The sequence below is a fragment of the Demequina sp. NBRC 110053 genome (assembly GCF_002090095.1).
Taxonomy (GTDB): domain Bacteria; phylum Actinomycetota; class Actinomycetes; order Actinomycetales; family Demequinaceae; genus Demequina.
In genome coordinates this window covers 1,455,248-1,474,124 of sequence record NZ_BBRJ01000002.1, presented here as the reverse complement: position 1 = coordinate 1,474,124, position 18,877 = coordinate 1,455,248, and the positions used below count along the sequence as shown (strand labels likewise).

The following is an 18,877-nucleotide window of genomic DNA, read 5'->3' as shown; positions in this document are numbered from 1 at the left end:
CTCAAGGACTGCCATGGAATTCGACGTCACGATCGAGATCCCCAAGGGCTCGCGCAACAAGTATGAGGTGGATCACGAGACCGGCCGCATCAAGCTGGACCGCATGCTCTTCACGTCGACGCGCTACCCCGATGACTACGGCTTCATCGATGGCACCCTGGGCGAGGACGGCGACCCGCTGGACGCGCTGGTGCTGCTCGAGGAGCCGACGTTCCCTGGCTGCCAGATCCGCTGCCGTGCGCTCGGCATGTTCCGCATGCGCGACGAGGCGGGCGGCGACGACAAGGTGCTGTGCGTACCCATGGGCGACCAGCGCCAGGCGTGGCGCCAGGAGCTCACCGACGTGTCCGACTTCCACCGCCTGGAGGTCCAGCACTTCTTCGAGGTCTATAAAGACCTCGAGCCCGGCAAGTCCGTCGAGGGCGCCCACTGGGAGGGCCGCGAGCGCGCCGAGGAGGAGATCCGCCGCTCGTTCGAGCGCGCGAAGGGCACGCCATTCGCCCACATGAACCCGCTGGTGCCGCCCCCGGGGCACTGACGTCCCACCGCCTCACGAAGGGGCCGGGTCGACTCGACAGTACGAACCACAACCGCCGTGAGACGCTGTGCGACACCACGCTCCGACGCGCTGGCGTGGCAGAGGCCTCTTCGTGCGAAGCTTCTAGGACGAGCGGCGCCGGCCTGCGCAGTGCCAGTACGCCTCACCCTGGGCGCTCAATAGCAGCCGAGTGTGTTAGGGCGATGCCGGAAGCGCAACCTCGTAAATGTCGCTGAGCGACCCCGCGCCCGTGTCCTCATCGCTATCGCTCGGTGCGTACTGCGCGCTGGTCGTGAACATGACGTGAGTTCCGTCGCGCGTGAAGACAGCCGGGATCTGGCTAGGCGCAAGCGGACTGGCGCCTCCGTCGGCACTCAGAGTCACAGCCGTCCCCGAAGTGAAGTCAATGTACAGCAGCCGCTTGGCGAAGGTATTGCCGAACCACGTCTGACCCGTCACGACCACCGCTGCAGTGCTGTCCTGGGAGATGGACATGATCGCGCTCCCGGAGTCGTGATAGCCCTCGGTCCAGAGGAACCGGGCGGATCCTGATTCAATCTCGCGATAGTGCACCCCCGGCCGATCGACGCCACGGTTGGGGACACGAGTCTGATAGACGACTGCGCTCCCGTCCGGTGTGACGAGCGCCCAAGGTTCTATATTGTGCGCGCTGACGTCGTGGGGCGCATCAAGCACGCTTTGTGCGGCGCCCGAGCCCGTGCGGACTAAGTAGGCGTCAGCAAGGTCTCCGGTCCTCGTCGAGAGCGCCCCCCATGCGCCGTCATCAGAGATTGACAGGTCCACGACCGATCCAGGCTCGCCGGGAGTGAGGTCACGTACCGTGACGGATTCCATGTCGTAGAGCAGCAGTCTGCCTGTCTGGTGCCCAGAGACTGAGCACTCGAGCGAGAAGAGGAGGGTCGTGCCGTCTGCGCTCAAGGCGACGGAGCGGCGTTCGGGTGAGAGGCCGCAACTGTCAGCAGGCGCCACCTGAGTCCAGTCGACCACTCGGACGGAGTCAGTGGCGCGGTCGTGCACGTAGAGATTGTCCCCGGCCCGATTGACACCCGTCGGGTAAGTCGCCAGCAAGTCGCCTGCACTAGAGGAGTACGCGACGTAACGGCCGTCTGCACTCATAGCCACGCGCCCTGCTCGCGCTGATGGGTACGCGGTATAGCCGTCGCCAGCGACAGCAGAAACTACCTCGAAGTCACCTGTCCAACGGTCCTTCACCACAACGTCTGTAGCGTGCTTGCCATCGTGATGGCGCGCACGCGGTTGCACCATCGCCACGTACCGCCCGTCTGCGGACGCCGCGAACTCACCGGCATTCACCTGCGCGGACAGACCTTGCACGTCCGATGAGACGAGTACCGGCGCTCGGCTACCGAAGGAATCTTCGACCACGAGTGAAACGGAGCCGGAGCGTGTCTTGCCGTCGGCGTCCGCGACGACCACGGCGAGGTCGAAGCGCCCCGGAGTAGCCGGCGTCCCGACAATTGTTCCGTCATCGTCTGCGGCGAGACCTTCGGGCAGCCCCTGCACCTCTACGACGTATGGCGGAATCCCTCCGCTAACGTACAGCCGCTCGGAGTACCCATGGCCGACTGCCGCGGCGGCAAGCGCCTGCGGGCCCACCCTGAGGGGCCAATCGCCACCAGTGGGAAGCTCCGGCTGACGACCCTCGCAGTAGTTGACGCCCGCGCCGAGGGCGACGTCCACGACGATCGGGTCTGGCTCCCACTGGGAGCCGAGCTTCATCCCCCACAGCTCGATGCCCGCGACCAGCCCTACGCGTCCCTGGAGACCCAGCTGCGCCGGGCAGTCCCACGACACCTCGCCGGAGATGGCGTCGCCGTCGACGGCGATCTCTGCGGTCGCGTAAGGCCCGAAGCCGGCGGTGAACCCGACGAGGCCGTAGAGCTTGACCGACGCGTCGACGTCGATGGACGCACGCACGCCGATCGAGGCGGAGGCCTTGACCGAAACGTCCGGGCCGACGGTGACCGGGTCGCCGTCGAGGAGCGTGAAGCGACCGTCGGCGTAGGCGAAGCCATAGTCCGCGTACGTCGAATACTCGGCGCGCACCTCGACCGCCGCCTCGCCGGTGAAGCTCGCCGAGCCGCTGAGCGATGCTGCGGTGGTGACGACCACCGGAACGGGGCCGACCATGAAGGTCACTTGCGGCGACAGTCGGGCGAAGACGTGCTTCATCTCGCCGCTCACCTCGCCCGACACGGTCGCGGTGGTGTCGACTGCCACATCGGGTCGCAGCGAGACGGACAACTGCTTGACAGGGTTGATCGACGGAACGATCTCGATCGTCGCGCGGGCCGACAGGCCGACGGTGCCGTGGGACTCGAGCTTCACCGAGCCTTCGCCGTTGAGCGTCGCGGTCGTCGCCGCGGTGTCCGCGAGCGTGAGCTCGCCGTCGACTGCGATCTCACGCTCGAAGGTGGCGCTCACGCGCAGAACGTCCACGGATGTCTCGGCCGATGCGGCGCGGGCCATGCGCGCAGAAGCCATAGGCTCCGGCACTCCGTCTCCCGTGAACTGCCCCGTCACGGTGACAGCGCCGTCCGTGGCAACGATCGCATCGGCGACTGTAGCCTGCTCCGTCTCAAGGCGCCTGCTGCCGTCAGCGAGATGCGTCACCGCCGTGACGCGCACGAGCAGCCCCTCGGGGGTGCTCGGCGTGACGCCGGCGACGACAACGTCGTTGGGCTTGGCGTCGACTTGAGACTCCTCGGTCAGCGTGAGAGCTCCTGGGGTGACGATCGCCCCGAGAGCCTCGGCGTCCTCGAGCACGGTCGCCTCGGGGGCCAAGACCACCTCTTCCTCCTCGGACGCCTGAGCCACCCGCGCCTCGAACCGGTAGAGGAATGCGGCCATCGCATCGCGCGTGATCGGCGACAGCGGCCGATACTCGCTGCCGCGTGAGGTCACCCAACCAGCGGAGATGCCCGAACTGGCCAACCACGTAATCTCGTCGTAGAACTGCGAGCTCGTGGTCGTCACATCCGCAAACGGCGACTGCGACGGAGCCGACCAGCCCGGCACCTCCGCGTAGCGGTAGAGGAACGCTGCCATCGCATCGCGCGTGATCGGTGACAGCGGTTTAAACGCCTTGCCGCGCGGCGTGTCCCATCCCGTCGAGATCTCCTGCTGGCTGAGCCAGACGATCTCCTTGTAGAAGTCCGAGGACGCCGGCGTGACATCCACGAACGGCGACTGCGCCGGGAGGTTCACGTCGGGCGAGCCCGCCAGTCGGTACAAGAATGCGGCCATCGCGTCTCGTGTGATCGACCTGAGAGGCCGATACTCGCGCTCGCCGTCGACGACCCAACCAGTCGACACCCCCTCGTTCGCCAGCCACGTCATCTCCCGAGCGAAGGGCGTGTCCTCGAAGACGTCCGCGAACTCCAGCACCACTTCGGTGTCAAGGGGATCAGCGGCTCGCGACGGTCGGGCATCGGCGACGATCGAGCCGATAGCCAAGGCAGCGATCAGGGCGAGAGCGGCCCAGCGCCGCGGCGCGCGCAGCGCTGCATGAGAGCCCGTCATCGTTCGAGTCCGTCGAACCGGTAGAGGAACGCCGCCATCGCGTCGCGCGTGATCGGAGAGTACGGCCTGAACTCCTTCTTACCTCCCACGGTCCACCCAGTCGTGATCCCAGTGTCCGCCAACCATGTGATCTCGTGAAAGAACGACTGGGAGGGCTTCACATCGACGAAAGGCGACGTCTGGGGGGCGGTCCACGCCGGAGACTCGGCGTAGCGATAGAGGAATGCGGCCATCGCGTCGCGAGTGATCTTCTCGGTGGGACGGAACTCCTTCTTCCCCCCGCCCACGTCCCACCCCGACGTGATGCCCTGCTTCGATAGCCAAACGATCTCCTTGTAGAAGGCAGTGCTCGTGGGAGTCACGTCCACGAAAGGCGATGTGGCGGGCAGGTCGACCTCGGGCGACCCCGCATAGCGGTAGAGGAAGGCGGCCATCGCATCGCGCGTCACATTGGCGAGTGGGCGATACCTGCTCGTTCCGTCACCATTGGGGTAGCCGGTGGTGATTCCCTGCTGCGCGAACCACGTGATCTCGTTGTAGAACTCGGAGTAGCCGGGGGAGCCCTTCGGCACATCAGCGACATCGGTCAGGACGACCGGGTCAGGCGTCGAATCACTGATGAGCGGCAGCACCGCGTCGATGCTGGTGAGTGCGCCTCCAGGCTCGACCGTGATCACCTCAGCGGACTCGAGTTCAAGTCCGCCGTAGAACACTGTCGGTGCGCCGGGCGCGTCCGCAAGGTACATGTCATTGGCAAGCGCGGAGCGGAACCCGACCTTGTAGTCACCGGGAACCAAGCCACTCAGACTGAAGCTGCCGTTCGTGTCGGAAGCCGTGGTGGGCAAGGGAGAGGCGGAACCTCCGGTCGCGCCGGGCACGATCTCCCATTCACCAGGCGTGCGCTCGGTGTAGACAAGAACCTCTGCCCAATCGACGTCGGGCCCTTCGGCAGAGTCCGCATACGTCACCGTGCCCCCGATCGAGCCCACGGGCGACAAACTCAGGGTGACAAGGTTCGACTCACCCGCGCTGATCTGCACCACGGTGCCCGTGCTGGGCAAGTTGGTGCCACCCAGGCGCTGCGAGGCGACGATGTCCGAGACTCGGCCGTAGGCGACGACCTCTGCGGTGCCGGCAGCGACATGGTCGAACGACACGGAAAGGTCATTTTCGGAGTCGATGCACTCGAGCTCGTCGTTGCCTGGACCTCCGGAAAGGTAGTCGAGCGTGAAGCACAAGGTGCCGCCGTACGGCAGAGTCTCACCGTCGTAGTCAAGCTCAATGACGAGACTCGTGCCGACATTGCTGATCGTCGCCAGCTCAGCGTCGATGCCGGTGACGTCAGTCGAACCGACGACCACCGCATCGGCCCCATCGAGAGAGGGCGAATCGTTGAAGTACTCGCTGGTGAGGAGAGTGGGGAACTCTTCGCCGGCCTCGTCATCCCAGTAGTGCTGGTAAGCATGGAAGTACACCGCGTAGGAGCCCTCCCGCAGGCCGGTGACGGAGTAGGCGCCGCTACGGGGGTCGATGCTGCCCTGGTAGTACTCGCCCGTCTCCTCGCTGATCGCCTCGACAGTGACGCCCTGAAGCGCTGCCGGGTCACCCCCCTCGTCGACGGACACGGTCCCAGAGATGGTGCGGCCCTCGCCTACCTCGATGTCGATTCCACTCTCAGCACCGTCGACGGGCACCGCGGTCGCGTCGTCGAAGGTGTAGGCGCCGTCGTAGTACTCCTCGACCACGTTCACTTGAACGGCAGGGTCGACGTCGTCGTTCCACCCGCCTACGACACGCACCCTGTAGTCGGCGTGCATGAGTCCGGTGATCGTGTACCCGCCGGTCTCGGGGTTGACGCGGGCTTCGGCAGAGTCCCAATAGTCATCTCCGAAGGACTCGGCGATGACCACCAAGCCTTGCGAGATGAGCGTCTGGTCGGAGCCAGCCTCGACGCTGACGGTGCCCGAGATCGACCCTCCCTCTTCGAGCTCGGCATCGATCTCGGTTGCGTTCTCCGAGGCGATGTCGACCACCTCTGCACCACTTCGGGTGCGCGCGTCGTCGTAATACTCGGTCAGGACATTGGTCCTCACCTCGAACTCGTCGCCGTCCTCCTCGATCCACTGCCAGTCGCCCTCGAAGCGCACCACGTACTCTCCCGGCAAGAGCCCACGGATCGCGTAGTCGCCCGTCTCGGCATCTACCGCAGCGAAGCCGGAGTCCCACCAATCGCTAGCCTCATCGGCGGTGTGCGCGTAGACGCGCACGCCCTGCTCAAGCAGCGAGGGGTCGGCGCCGTCGGCGAGCGAGACGTTGCCACTGATGGACTTGCCGAGCGCTAGCTCAGCGTCGATGCCTGTGACATCTCCGCCCGTGACCGTGACGAGGTCGGCGTCTTCCGACGAGTAGGCGTCGTCGTAGTACTCGCCAACCAGACCGTGGCGCAGGTACTCGCCGAGCTCATCGTCCCACTCGCCGACCTCGTCGAACCGCAGGCGGTAGGCGCCGTCAGGGAGTCCGGCGACGACGTACGAGCCGTCGGAGCCGACCTGGACGGTCTCGTAGACGTCAACGCCCTCGCCCTCGACCGTGACCTGCACACTCTCGAGCCAGGCCGCTGGTGCGTCGCCCGCGAGGCTCACGGTGCCGGAGATGGTGCTGCCGTACTCGAGAGTGAAGTCGATGCCGGTCGCCGAGCTCGTCGTGATGTCCACGACGTCCGCCTGACTGATGGTGGAAGCGCCATCGAAGTACTCTGCGAGGAGGTTGGGCGAGACCTCGATGTCCTCCTCATTCCAGTACGAGTACGGCTCCGCGTGTACGACGACCTCTCCGGCAGGCAGGCCCACCAGCCGGAACTCGCCGGTCTCGGGGTCCGCGTACACGTTGTTGATAATGTCGCCGTCGGACCATTGCGCACTCACACTGACGCCCTGGACCCACTCCTGCGGTGCTCCCTCGGGCACCTGCACGGTGCCGGAGATGGTCCGGCCCTCGGCCAGCGCCACATCAAGGCCCGTCAGGTTCCCGGCACTGAGATCAATCCTGTCCGCGAGCTCGAAGGACGGCGCACCATCGTAATACTCGGTCACCAGATTCACGGGGCCGTCGTCGCCATAGCCGCCGCGGAACTCCAGCACGTAGTCCATGGGGTACAGGCCTGTGAGCTCGAAGGGGCCAGGGCCCTCCATGCCGGTCTGGGCCGGCGCCCAGTACGTGTCTGAGTCGAGCGTCGCCACGACTTCGATCATCTGGTCGAATAGCTCCGCGCTCGCGCCGGGCTCGAGAGAGATCTCTCCCGCGATGGTGCGCCCATAGTCGAGATCGAAGTTCACGTCCTGCACGCCGCCGGCGCCTACCGTCAGCAACGAGGCGTCTTCGCGGAACCACGAGTCGTCGTGGTACTCGGTCAGGAGATTGGGGCGAGCGCCATCGTTGAGTTCGACGTCGAAATAGTGACCTACCTGAGCGCTCACGTAATAGTCGCCGGCCGGAACCTCCTCCGCGACGAACGTGCCATTCGCATCCACCTCGACGGATGAGTAGAACGCGCTGTCCTCGGATTCCACCTCGATCCGAACGCCCTCCATCCAGGCCGCAGGCGCGCCCACCGGCAAGGTGACCGCTCCAGAGATGGACCCGCCCTCGTCAGCTACTGCGGAGCTGGCCGACACCAGCACCCCGCTGGAGGACACGAGCGCCACCGCGACGCCTGCAAGGAACCGGTCATGGGCGCGCGAAACTAGGTCAGGCACTCTTATCCCCCTATTGGATGAATGCACGCCAGCGTCCATTGCCGGCCGTTGCTTGCCTCGAAAGTAGCGGCTCTTCGGGAGGCTGTCTACGGGGCAAATCCGACATCGAGCAGGAAGTTCGCCGAGGGACTGTGGCGTTTGTCTCAAACTCTGTCAGCCATTGGCGCGACCCTCTGTGCTCGCCTGGTTCTCGACATTTTCGGTTGCCACGGCCCGCACAGTCGCGCCCGGCCCGTACGGTTGAGGATGGGCGGACGAACCGCGGGCGCTGCACGCGTCGGGCCTCAGTCGGCGATGCGCGACACGGGGACCGTGAGCGACGTCGATGCGGCGAGGGTGTCAGGGCCTGTGCGCCCGTGGGCCCACAGCTCGATGGGCGCGGGGCGAGCGTCGGGCTCGAGCATGACGCCCAGCACGGCCTCGGCGGTCGAGCCCGCGCCCAGCATCCCCCGATAGCTGAGGGTGATCGCGGCCGTCGAGACGATCCGCGCGGCCGAGAAGGTCCAGTGCGCCTCCCGCGTGATCCATCCGGCGTTGGCGACGCCGGACTCGTCGAACTGCGCGTCACGGATCTCGAACGCGATGTCGACCTCGGGCAGCGGCGCGACGTCGACGCCGTCGTTCTGCACCCCCACGTGGATGAGCAGCGCATGCTTCGCGCCGAGCATGCCGTGCTGCGCGAACGTCGCGTCCGGCCGCAGTCGCACGGTGCCGAGGGGCCGCGCGGGGACGGCCGGACCGGCATGCGAGCGCACGACGCGGACGGCCTGCTGCCGCAGCGTCGCGGCTGGGGACAGAGGATCAGGCATCACCACTCCTCCGGCACGGCTGGGAAACGCGCCAGGCGACCAGTGTGGGACCGGCCGTCGCGACGCGCCAGCATGTGACGCACCTCTCTGGGCGGCGCGTGTCCCCGTAGCCTACGGGCGGCCGACGTACGGCATCATGTCGCCCACGGCCCAGCCGTACATGGAGCGCACCGCGGCCGGCTTGCCGTACGTCTGCGCCTCCATGACCTGCCCACCGCCGATGTAGATCGCGACGTGGTAGATGGCCGAGGGGTTCTTCCCGGAGCCCCAGAACACCAGGTCGCCCTTGCGGATCTGGCTGTACGGCAGCAGCGACACACCCGCATACTGCGTGCGGGAGGAGCGCGGGATCGAGATCCCCGCATGCCTCCACGAGGCCGAGGTGAGGCCCGAGCAGTCGTAGGCAGGGCCGTTGCCGCCCCACGCGTAGGCCGCGCCCTTGAGGGTGAGCGAGTAGCTCGCGGCCGATGCGCCCTGACCGGCGCTCGAACGCCAGCTCGTGTCGGGCTTGGGGTCGGGCTTGGGTTCCGGCTTCGGCTCGGGATCCGGATCGGGCGTCGTGGGCTCGGGGTCCGGTGCTGGCGTGGTCGGCTCCGGGTCGGGCGCCGAGCCGCCGGAGTTCGAGCCACCGGAGTTGGAGCCACCCGAGTTCGAGCCACCCGAGTTCGAGCCACCAGCACCCGGACGGTCGACCTCGTTGGCGGTCGGTCGGCCACTGCCGCCGGCCTGCGCGTCGTCGTCCTGCTGCGCCTGCTGGGCTTGCTCGAGGCGACGCTGCTCCTCCTCGAACGCGGCCTGCTGGCGGGCCGCGCGCTCGGCGGAGAGGCCCGCCTGGCGCTGCTCCTCCAGCTCCGTCGTCACGCCTCGGAGCTCGGCGGCCCGAGCGACGGCGGCAGAGCGCGCCGTGGCGGCGTCGGAGACGGCCTGTTCGGCTGCGGAGCGCGCCTCCTGCGCGACGGCGAGCGTGTCGTTCGCTCGCTGCTCGGCGGCGGCCGCCTCCTCGGCGGCATCCTCGGCGTAGCCGCGCGTGGTCTCCGCGACGATCTCCGCGGCGCGCACCTCCTGGACGGTCACGTCGCTCTTGGCTGACGCGCGGTCGATGGCCTCGGCGCGCTGCACCACGTCCTCGAAGCCGTCCGCGGTGACCATCGCCTCGAGGTCGTTGGAGCCGCCTGCATTGCGGTAGGAGGCCATCGCGACGGCGGCGAGCGCGGTCTTGGCATCCGCGAGGGCGGCGTCCGCCTCAGCGGCACGCTCGTTCGCAGCGAACAGCGAGCGCTGGGCCGCGATGTTGTCGGCCTGGGCCTCCTGGAAGTCGCCGTCGGCGAGGCGGGCGGTCACGTCCGCCTCGTGCAGCGCGTCCTCGAGCTGCGCGATCGCGGCGTCGAGCTGGCTCACTCCCGCGGCGGCGTCCTCCGCCGCGGCGCGCGCGGCCTCGATCTCGTCCTGGCCGGGGTAGTCCGCAGCACGCGCCGGAGCCGGCAGCGACACCAGGATCACCGACAGCAGCACGCACAGCAGGAGCGCTGCGAGTGCGCGCGCAGACAGGCGTCCAGGCATTGCCGTTCGCGTCATCTGTGGGCCTCCGCCGACCATTGTCACTCTTGTCACATGTGTCACATGCGACTCACCTGTCAGATCGTAAACGCATTCGGGCCGTTCGGCTACCCCTCCGTGCGCATTCGCACAGCCGGCATGCCTGCCACGCCGGGCCGTGCCCTATCGTGGCCGCATGGATGACGACGGCATCGAGACCGACGCCTGGGCAGCCGACGAGGGGCCGGGAGCAGGAGCTCCCATCCCCGCATCGGCCGCGTGGCGGGAAGGCGACCACCCTGGGCGCCGCCTCTTCATGCCCATCGGTGACCTGAGCCTCGAGGCGGATCCGCTCGGCACCTTGCCGGACGTCACGCTCGCCTACGAGACCTGGGGCGAGCTCAACGCCGCCAAGGACAACGCCGTCTACATCGCACACGCCCTCACAGGCGACATGCACGTGTGGGGCCCCGCGGAGCCGGGCCACCACACGGGCGGCTGGTGGAACGCGATGGTCGGTCCCGGCAAGCCCATCGACCCCGAGCGTCACTTCATCGTCTCGGCCAACGTCGTGGGCGGCTGCCAGGGCACGACCGGACCGGCGAGCCCGCACCCCGAGGATGGCAAGCCGTGGGGATCACGCTTCCCCTACGTGACCATGCGCGACATGGTCACAGCGGAGATCAAGCTCGCCGATGCTCTGGGCATCGACCGCTGGCGGCTCATCGCCGGCCCGTCCATGGGCGGGATGAGGGCGATCGAGTGGACGGTCATGGCGCCAGGTCGCGTGAACGCGATCGCGCCCGTGGGCTCGACGGCCGCCGTCACCGCGGATCAGATCGCGTGGTCCACGACCCAGCTCGCTGCGATCGCCGCCGATCCCCGGTTCCGCGGCGGCGACTACTACGACGCAGCCGATGGCGACGGCCCCCACACGGGCCTCGGCATCGCGCGCATGATCGCGCACACGACGTACCGCTCCGAGGGCGAGCTCGCCGACCGGTTCGGCCGGTCGTACCAGGGCGACTCCGACCCGTTGGGCAAGGGCGGGCAGTTCGCGATCCAGAGCTACCTCCAGCATCACGCCCGCAAGCTCGCGCGCCGCTTCGACGCCAACTCGTACGTGCGACTCGCGCAGTCCATCCAGTCCCACGACGTGGGCCGTGGGCGCGGCGGCGTCGAGACCGCGCTCGCTCGCTACACGGACGCGGCGCTCGTGGTGGCGGTCGACTCCGACCGGCTCTATCCGCTGAAGAACTCGCAGCGCCTCGACGCGGCGTTGTCGGGCTCGGACGGGGTCAAGGTGGTCCACTCGCCCGTGGGCCACGACGGATTCCTGGTCGAGTCGGGCCAGCTCAACGCCTTCATGGCGGAGTTCGAACGCGCGCTGTAGTGTCGGCATCGCGGCAGAGCTGGTCCCGATGGGGTCGGCTGGCATGACGATCGTGGCGGTGGTGGGCGGCGAGGTCGGCGCCCACGTCCATGCCGACGGCCCGTTCAGGCGCGACTCCGCCGCTCCTCTACAATGGCGCCGACCCTTACCTTCCCGACCTGGTCGTGTGCCGGCCTGTGCTCGCGTCGAGGATCCTCGACCTCATCGCGCAGGCCACCGACCACGGAGACGCTTCATGACACAGCCACGCCATGCGCTGAGCCAGCTCGATGCCCTCGAGGCGGAGGGCATCCACATCATCCGCGAGGTCGTCGCGCAGATGGAGCGCCCCGCGCTGCTGTTCTCCGGAGGCAAGGACTCGATCTGTCTGCTGCACCTGGCCATCAAGGCCTTCGCGCCGGCGCGGCTGCCCATGCCGGTGGTCCACATCGACACCGGTCAGAACTTCCCTGAGGTGCTGGAGTTCCGCGACCGCATCGTGGAGCGGTACGGCCTCAACCTCGTGGTGGGCTCGGTGCAGGACGCGATCGACAAGGGCACGGTGAAGGAGGAGCCCAACGGCTCCCGCAACCGCATCCAGACGCCGGTGCTGCTCGAGACCATCGAGTCGCACCGGTTCGACGCCTGCATGGGCGGCGCCCGGCGCGACGAGGAGAAGGCTCGCGCCAAGGAGCGGGTGTTCTCGTTCCGCGACGACTTCGGGCAGTGGGATCCGCGCAACCAGCGCCCCGAGCTGTGGAACCTGTACAACGGCAAGGTGCACGCGGGCGAGTCGATCCGCGTGTTCCCGCTCAGCAACTGGACCGAGCTGGACATCTGGGACTACATCCGCTCGCGCGAGATCGAGGTGCCCAGCATCTACTACGCGCACGAGCGCGAGGTGTTCCTGCGCGACGGCATGTGGATGGCCGCCAATGAGTTCGCGGTCCCCGGCGACAGCGACGAGGTGGTCGTCAAGAAGGTGCGCTACCGCACCGTGGGCGACGCCACGCTGACTGCCGCGGTCGAGTCCGAGGCTGACACCGTCGAGAAGATCATCGAGGAGACGGCCGCCACGCGCCTCACGGAGCGCGGAGCGACCCGCGGCGACGACCGCGTGTCAGAGGCCGCCATGGAGGACCGGAAGAAGGAGGGGTACTTCTAATGGACCTGCTGCGCTTCGCCACCGCTGGATCCGTGGACGACGGAAAGTCCACGCTCATCGGCCGCCTGCTGTTCGACTCGAAGTCCATCTTCGAGGACCAGCTCGAGTCCGTCGAGGCCGCGTCCAAGTCACGGGGCAACGACTACACCGACCTGTCGCTGCTCACCGACGGCCTGCGTGCCGAGCGCGAGCAGGGCATCACCATCGATGTCGCGTACCGCTACTTCGCCACCCCGCGCCGCAAGTTCATCATCGCGGACACGCCGGGCCACCAGCAGTACACCCGCAACATGGTGACGGGCGCATCGACCGCGAACCTCGCGATCATCCTGGTCGACGCGCGCAAGGGCCTGACGGAGCAGTCCCGCCGGCACGCCACCATCAGCTCTCTGCTGCGCGTGCCCCACGTGGTGCTCGCGGTGAACAAGATGGACCTGGTGGACTGGTCCGAGGAGCGGTTCGAGGAGATCTACCAGGAGTTCTCGGACTTCGCCGCGAAGCTCGACATCCCCGATCTGACCGCGATCCCCGTGAGCGCCCTGCTGGGCGACAACGTGGTCGAGCGGTCGGCCAACATGCCGTGGTACGGAGGCGCCAGCCTGCTGCACCACCTCGAGCACGTCCACATCGCGTCCGACCGCAACCTGCAGGACGTGCGATTCCCGGTGCAGTACGTGATCCGCCCACAGCAGGCCGACTCGCGCGACTACCGCGGCTTCGCCGGTCAGGTCGCCTCCGGCATCCTCAAGGTGGGCGACGAGGTGCTCGCGCTGCATTCAGGGCTCACCACCAGGGTCGCCGCCATCGACGGACCCAACGGTCCGGTGGAGGAGGCCTACCCGCCCATGTCGGTCACCGTCCGTCTCGAGGACGAGATCGACATCGCGCGCGGGGACATGCTGTGCCGGCCGGGCAACCACCCCGCCCTCACGCAGGACGTCGAGGCGATGGTCTGCTGGATGGACCAGCAGGCGCTCACGGTCGGTCGCAAGGTCGGGATCTTCCACACGAGCCGCATGGCGCGCGCCATGGTCAAGGACATCCCCTACGAGCTCGATGTCAACACCCTGCACCGGAACCCGGACAGCACCGAGCTGGGCCTCAACTCGATCGGTCGCGTCACCTTGCGCGTCACGACTCCGCTGCTCGTCGACGACTACGACGACAACCGCACGACGGGCTCCTTCATCCTGATCGACGAGGCCACCAACCGGACCGTGGGCGCGGGGGTCGTGCGCAACTCGTGATCGCCACCCGGCGCTGACGGGTAGCGTCTAGCCATGGATCCAGGGCTTCTCGCGGTCGCGCTCGGCATCGGCGTCGTGGTCGGCCTCACCGGCATGGGCGGAGGCGCGCTCATGACACCGGCCCTCGTGTTCTTCTTCGGCGTGCCCCCGCTCACCGCGGTATCGAGCGATGTGGTGGCGTCCGCGGCGATGAAGCCCGCCGGCTCGTGGGTCCACATCAAGAACCGCACCGTCAACTGGCAGCTGGTCAGGCTGCTCGTCTACGGCTCGGTGCCGGCGGCGTTCGGCGGCGTCCTGGTCGCCCATCTGATGGGCCCCGGCCCCGAGGTCCAGGAGTTCGTCAAGCATGCGCTCGGGGTCGTGCTCATCATCGCCTCCCTGGGCCTGGGCGTGCGGGCGTACCTGCGCCTGCGAGAGCGCGCCATGGTGCGCGACGGCAAGGCGGCGCCGCTGCCGACGGAGCGTCCCGAGGTGACACCGCGCCCGGTCCCGACCATCATCGTGGGCGTGATCGGTGGGCTCATGGTGGGGCTCACCTCCGTGGGCTCGGGGTCGCTGATCATCATCGCGCTCATGGCCCTGTATCCGATGCTGAGGGCCAACCAGCTGGTCGGCACGGACCTGGTGCAGGCCGTGCCGCTGGTGGTCGCCGCCGCCGTGGCCCATTTGATGTTCGGCGATGTCGACTGGTCGATCACGCTGCCCGTCATCCTGGGATCCGTGCCGGGCACCTACCTTGGCGCGCAGCTGTCGTCGCGCGTGAGCGGCGGGCTGGTGCGACGCGCGCTGGCCATGGTGCTGTTCGTCGCCGGGCTCAAGCTGCTGGGCATCTCGAACGAGGTGACCCTCGTCGCGGTCGTCGTCGTGGTCGTGGGCGGTACGCTCGCGTGGGCGGCCATCCGCCGTTCGCTGGGGTTCCCCTTCTTCACCTGGCAGGCGAGGCGGCTCGCGAAGGCAGCCACCGGCAGGTCCCTCGATGAGGAGCAGCGATGACGGAGATCCGCCTCACCCCGGCACAGCTGGGAGAGCTGGAGCTGATGCGGGCCGGCGCCTACGGCCATGCGCTCCGCTACGAGCTTCCCGGCAAGGGCGCGAACACCGCGACTCTCCGCACGGCCGAGCCCGTCGCCGGACGCGCGCTGACCCTGCTCGACACCGAGGCGACCGCCGTGGCACGAGTCCGCGTGCTCGAGCGTCACACGGACTCACGGGGCACGTGGATCGGCGGGCTCGTGGAGATCCTGCGCGAGCCGGCGCCTGCGGCCTTCGCGGAGCTCCGCCCGCTCGCGTCCACGGAGCCCGTGAGCGATGCCACGCTGCTGCTGGGCAGGCGCAGCGGCAGGCTCGAGGGCACGGTGATCGTCGTCGACTCCGGCGACGCGCACGCGCTCGCTCAGACGGTACGTGGCCTGCGCACCGACGGTCTCGACCTCCGGGTGCTCCCTGAACCGGCAGCGGACCACGTGGCGCCCGCCGACAAGGGCCCGCTGCTCGAGCACCTCGCCTCCGTGGTGTTCGCGTCGAACGTCCGCGTGCTGCGCGGCGAGCAGAGGGCGCCCGGCGACGGGGTCGTGGTCCTGTTCACCGGCCTGTCGGGTTCCGGGAAGTCCACCATCGCTCGGCAGGTCACCCGCCGCCTGCGCGCCGAGTCGAGCCAGCGCGTCACGCTGCTCGATGGCGACGAGGTGCGCGCGATGCTCTCGAGCGGCCTGGGCTTCTCCCGCGCCGACCGCGAGCTGAACGTCCGCCGCATCGGCTGGGTGGCCTCGCAGATCAGCGCGCACGGCGGGCTCGCGATCTGCGCGCCCATCGCGCCGTACGCATCGATCCGCCAAGAGGTCCGCGAGATGGCCGAGCAGGTGGGTCGATTCGTGCTCGTGCACGTGGCGACCGAGCTGGAGGTGTGCGAGGCGCGAGACCGCAAGGGCCTGTACGCCAAGGCCCGGGCTGGCGAGATCCAGGAGTTCACCGGCATCTCCGACCCCTACGAGGTGCCGCGCGACGCCCACGTGGTGGTCGGCGCCGACGGCGAGGATGCGGAGGCGGCGGCGGCCCGCGTCGTGCAGTACCTGACGGGCGAGGAGACGCCCGCGTACATGATCTGAGCGCCCGCGAGGACGCTGGCGTCAGTACGCGCCGCGCGCCGCCACGACGGCCCAGATCGTGCGGAAGATGATGACCAGGTCCCCGCCGAGGTTCCAGTTCTCGGCGTAGTACAGGTCGAGCTGAACGCTCTGCTCCCAGGTGAGGTCCGAGCGGCCGCTCACCTGCCAGAGACCAGTGATCCCCGGCTTCACGAGCTGGCGGCGGGACACGGACTCATCCCAGGCCTCGACCTCGAGCGGCAGCGGCGGGCGCGGCCCGACGATGGACATCTCGCCCCGCAGGGTGTTGATCAGCTGCGGCAGCTCGTCGAGGGAGTAGCGGCGCAGGAAGTGACCCACGGGCGTGACGCGCGGGTCGTCTCGCATCTTGAACAGCACCTCGTTGCCGACGTCCATGCGGCTCAGGCCCGCGAGCGCGTCGCGCTGGCCTTCGGCGTCCTGGTACATCGAGCGGAACTTGTACATGGTGAAGAGGCGATGGTCCCTGCCCACGCGCACCTGCGTGAAGAACACCGGCCCGGGGCTCGTGAGCCGGATAGCGATCGCGATCGCGAGCATCGGGACGGCCAGCAGCGCCAACGCCAGGGCCGCCGCCATGCGGTCGATCGCGGTCTTGAGGATGTAGCGGCCGCCCGTGAAGCCGGCGGTCTCGACGTGGAGCAGCGGCAGGCCCTCGACCGGGCTCATCCGCATGCGCGGGCCGGCCACGTCGACCATGGCGGGCAGCACGATGAGGCCCACGCCGCTGCCCTCGAGCTCCCACCCCAGCTGGCGGGCCTCGCGCAGCGACAGCTCGTCGGTGCCCGAGACCAGCAGGTACTCGGCTCCGACCACCTTCGCGCGGTCCGCGGCACTCTCGAGCGTGCCCAGCACGGGCACGTCTGCGACGTCGTCGGCGAGGTGGCTGTCCTCGCCGCGCGGAAGGCAGACGCCGATCACGTTGTACCCGGCGCGGCGGGCATGCCGCAGGCGCCTGATCATCTGCTCTGACGTGCGTCGCGGGCCCACGATGAGCACCTGAGCCTGCAGCTCGCCCCGGTCACGCTGGGCGTGGATCCAGCGCCTGCAGAGGGCGCGGCATCCCAGCAGCGCGATCGTCCCGAGCGGAATCGCGAACAGCAGGTACCCGCGGCTCACCTGCCACTGCGTGAGGAACCCGACGATCGCGACGATCGCGAGGGTGTGCCAGCTCGCGTTGACGACCCGCTGGAACTCCTGCGGACCGTGCCCGAGCACGCGGGGCTCGCGCGAGCGCCCCCACCCGAGCTGGACCACCCACAGCACCGAGATGCCGATGGTCACCCACACGTAGGCAGGCGCCGACGGCCCCGCGACAGGCTCGAGCGGATCGGGCCCGAACTTGACCATGTGGGCGACGGCCATGACGAGCACGATCGCCACGACGTCGACCACGAGCAGCCTCGCGGAGTACTTGCGCGCCCAGCCTCGCGGGCCGCCCATGCGTTGGGTCGAGACGGCGCTCGGCGCGAATCCCTTGACCTGCTCGCTCATCGCGGCCACCCCCGCCACTGGCCGCCGAGCGTCATGCTGAGCCTTCGCGGCGCCGCTGTGGGCGCGCACATCCCCGTAGGGCCCCATGGGCCAGATCCCCTCATCCCCTCATCCCCCCGGGACGTCCCGCGCACCTCCGGCAACCCCCTGGAGAGCCGCCTGTTCGCTCGAACGCCCTCGTCGCCTCAGCGGCACGAGCTGCACCCCCCCGGGCCGCCCGATCCTGCGTGACGCCGACCCCGATGGAGAGCCATCGCTCCGCCCTCGCGGTCCGCGCCGGGTCGATCCTCCGCTCGGGATCGATCCCGACCTCACCCTAACAGTGTGACGTTCATCACACTAGTGCGCCGTCACGCAGCTTTCTTGCGTCTCAGCCGGAGCGGGCGTCGCCGAGCACCTCGGGGGCCGCGACGCTCCACCGCTCCCTCCACGACCCGATCGACGAGACTCCCAGGGCCTCGTGGCGCGCGTGGCCCAGCACTGACCATGCGGGACGCGGCGCCGGCCGCGGGAAGGCGACGGTCGACGTGGGCTCGACCCGCGCATCGGCCCCACTCGAGGCGATCACGGCCCTCGCGAACTCGAACCAGGAGCACTGCCCGGACGCCGTCCCGTGGTAGATCCCGCCCGGGGCGTCCGCGTCGGTGAGAGCGACGATGAATGTCGCGAGGTCACGCGTCCACGTGGGCTGGCCCACCTGGTCCGCGACGACGTCGAGACGATCACGCTCCATCGCCAGCCGGGCGATCGTCCTCGGGAAGCACGTGCCGTGCGCTCCGTACAGCCACGCGGTTCGCACGACCAACGCACCCGGCCCGCTCGACAGCACCTGGCGCTCGCCGCGTGCCTTGGACCGACCGTAGGCGCTGCGGGGCGCCACGGGGTGACTCTCTGCGTACGGCGCATCGGCGTCGCCGTCGAAGACGTAGTCCGTGGAGATGTGGACCAACCGCGCACCCGCCGAGGCGCACGCCCGTGCGACGACGCCCGCGGCCGTGGCGTTGAGCGCCACCGCGGCCTCCTCGTCGGCCTCCGCCCCGTCCACGTCGGTGTAGGCGGCGCAGTTCACGACCACGTCGGCGTCAGCCACCGCAGCGCTCACGGCGGCCGCATCAGCGACGTCCACCTCGTCGCGCCCGGCTGCGATGACCTCGCGCCCAGCCTGCGCCAGCACGTCCGCGAGGTCGCGGCCCAGCATTCCCTGGGCGCCCAGCACGAGCCACCGCACCGATTGCTCCGCCATGGGTGCCACCCTAGCCACCGGCTCGCTAGGC

Annotated in this window: 12 protein-coding genes; 6 read left to right on the top strand and 6 right to left on the bottom strand. The window is 68.8% G+C overall.

The features are described from left to right. Window positions 1-13: 13 nt before the first annotated feature. On the top strand, window positions 14-538 hold the full coding sequence (locus B7K22_RS06960; protein WP_084039223.1) for an inorganic diphosphatase: 525 nt from the start codon (window positions 14-16) through the stop codon (window positions 536-538). Window positions 539-733: 195 nt separating this feature from the next. On the opposite strand, the gene B7K22_RS06955 is transcribed toward B7K22_RS06960, so the two are convergent. The 4 genes from B7K22_RS06955 to B7K22_RS06940 form a co-directional block, all read right to left on the bottom strand. Next, window positions 734-4,102, bottom strand: coding sequence for an S-layer homology domain-containing protein (locus tag B7K22_RS06955; RefSeq protein ID WP_084039222.1), 3,369 nt, complete (start codon window positions 4,100-4,102; stop codon window positions 734-736). Beyond that, window positions 4,099-7,857: an S-layer homology domain-containing protein gene (locus tag B7K22_RS12340; RefSeq protein WP_234983340.1), complete on the bottom strand. Its 3,759-nt coding sequence runs from the start codon at window positions 7,855-7,857 to the stop codon at window positions 4,099-4,101. The genes B7K22_RS06955 and B7K22_RS12340 overlap by 4 nt, the downstream gene beginning before the upstream one ends. A gap of 284 nt (window positions 7,858-8,141) precedes the next feature. Continuing rightward, window positions 8,142-8,666, bottom strand: coding sequence for a hypothetical protein (locus B7K22_RS06945; protein ID WP_084039220.1), 525 nt, complete (start codon window positions 8,664-8,666; stop codon window positions 8,142-8,144). Between the two features lie 111 nt (window positions 8,667-8,777). Beyond that, window positions 8,778-10,226, bottom strand: a complete 1,449-nt coding sequence (locus tag B7K22_RS06940) for a C40 family peptidase (RefSeq protein WP_084039219.1) — start codon at window positions 10,224-10,226, stop codon at window positions 8,778-8,780. Window positions 10,227-10,398: 172 nt separating this feature from the next. Here B7K22_RS06940 and B7K22_RS06935 point away from each other — a divergent pair, with 172 nt between their 5' ends. The 5 genes from B7K22_RS06935 to cysC all read left to right on the top strand — a co-directional run bounded on the left by B7K22_RS06935 (window position 10,399) and on the right by cysC (window position 16,091). Beyond that, on the top strand, window positions 10,399-11,595 hold the full coding sequence (locus B7K22_RS06935) for a homoserine O-acetyltransferase (RefSeq protein WP_084039218.1): 1,197 nt from the start codon (window positions 10,399-10,401) through the stop codon (window positions 11,593-11,595). 235 nt (window positions 11,596-11,830) lie between these two features. After that, window positions 11,831-12,739, top strand: coding sequence for a sulfate adenylyltransferase subunit CysD (gene cysD / locus B7K22_RS06930; protein WP_084039217.1), 909 nt, complete (start codon window positions 11,831-11,833; stop codon window positions 12,737-12,739). Further along, window positions 12,739-13,986, top strand: a complete 1,248-nt coding sequence (locus B7K22_RS06925) for a sulfate adenylyltransferase subunit 1 (RefSeq protein ID WP_084039216.1) — start codon at window positions 12,739-12,741, stop codon at window positions 13,984-13,986. Before cysD ends, B7K22_RS06925 begins: the two co-directional genes overlap by 1 nt. A 33-nt stretch (window positions 13,987-14,019) precedes the next feature. Then, window positions 14,020-14,979, top strand: a complete 960-nt coding sequence (locus B7K22_RS06920; protein ID WP_084039215.1) for a sulfite exporter TauE/SafE family protein — start codon at window positions 14,020-14,022, stop codon at window positions 14,977-14,979. Then, window positions 14,976-16,091: an adenylyl-sulfate kinase gene (gene cysC, locus B7K22_RS06915; RefSeq protein ID WP_084039214.1), complete on the top strand. Its 1,116-nt coding sequence runs from the start codon at window positions 14,976-14,978 to the stop codon at window positions 16,089-16,091. The genes B7K22_RS06920 and cysC overlap by 4 nt, the downstream gene beginning before the upstream one ends. 21 nt (window positions 16,092-16,112) lie before the next feature. Here cysC and B7K22_RS06910 read toward each other — a convergent pair whose 3' ends face one another. Continuing rightward, a complete protein-coding gene (locus tag B7K22_RS06910) occupies window positions 16,113-17,603 on the bottom strand; it encodes a sugar transferase (RefSeq protein WP_159448794.1) in 1,491 nt (496 codons plus the stop codon). Window positions 17,604-17,973: 370 nt separating this feature from the next. Beyond that, on the bottom strand, window positions 17,974-18,846 hold the full coding sequence (gene rfbD, locus B7K22_RS06905) for a dTDP-4-dehydrorhamnose reductase (protein ID WP_234983339.1): 873 nt from the start codon (window positions 18,844-18,846) through the stop codon (window positions 17,974-17,976). Between the last annotated feature and the right edge of the window lie 31 nt (window positions 18,847-18,877).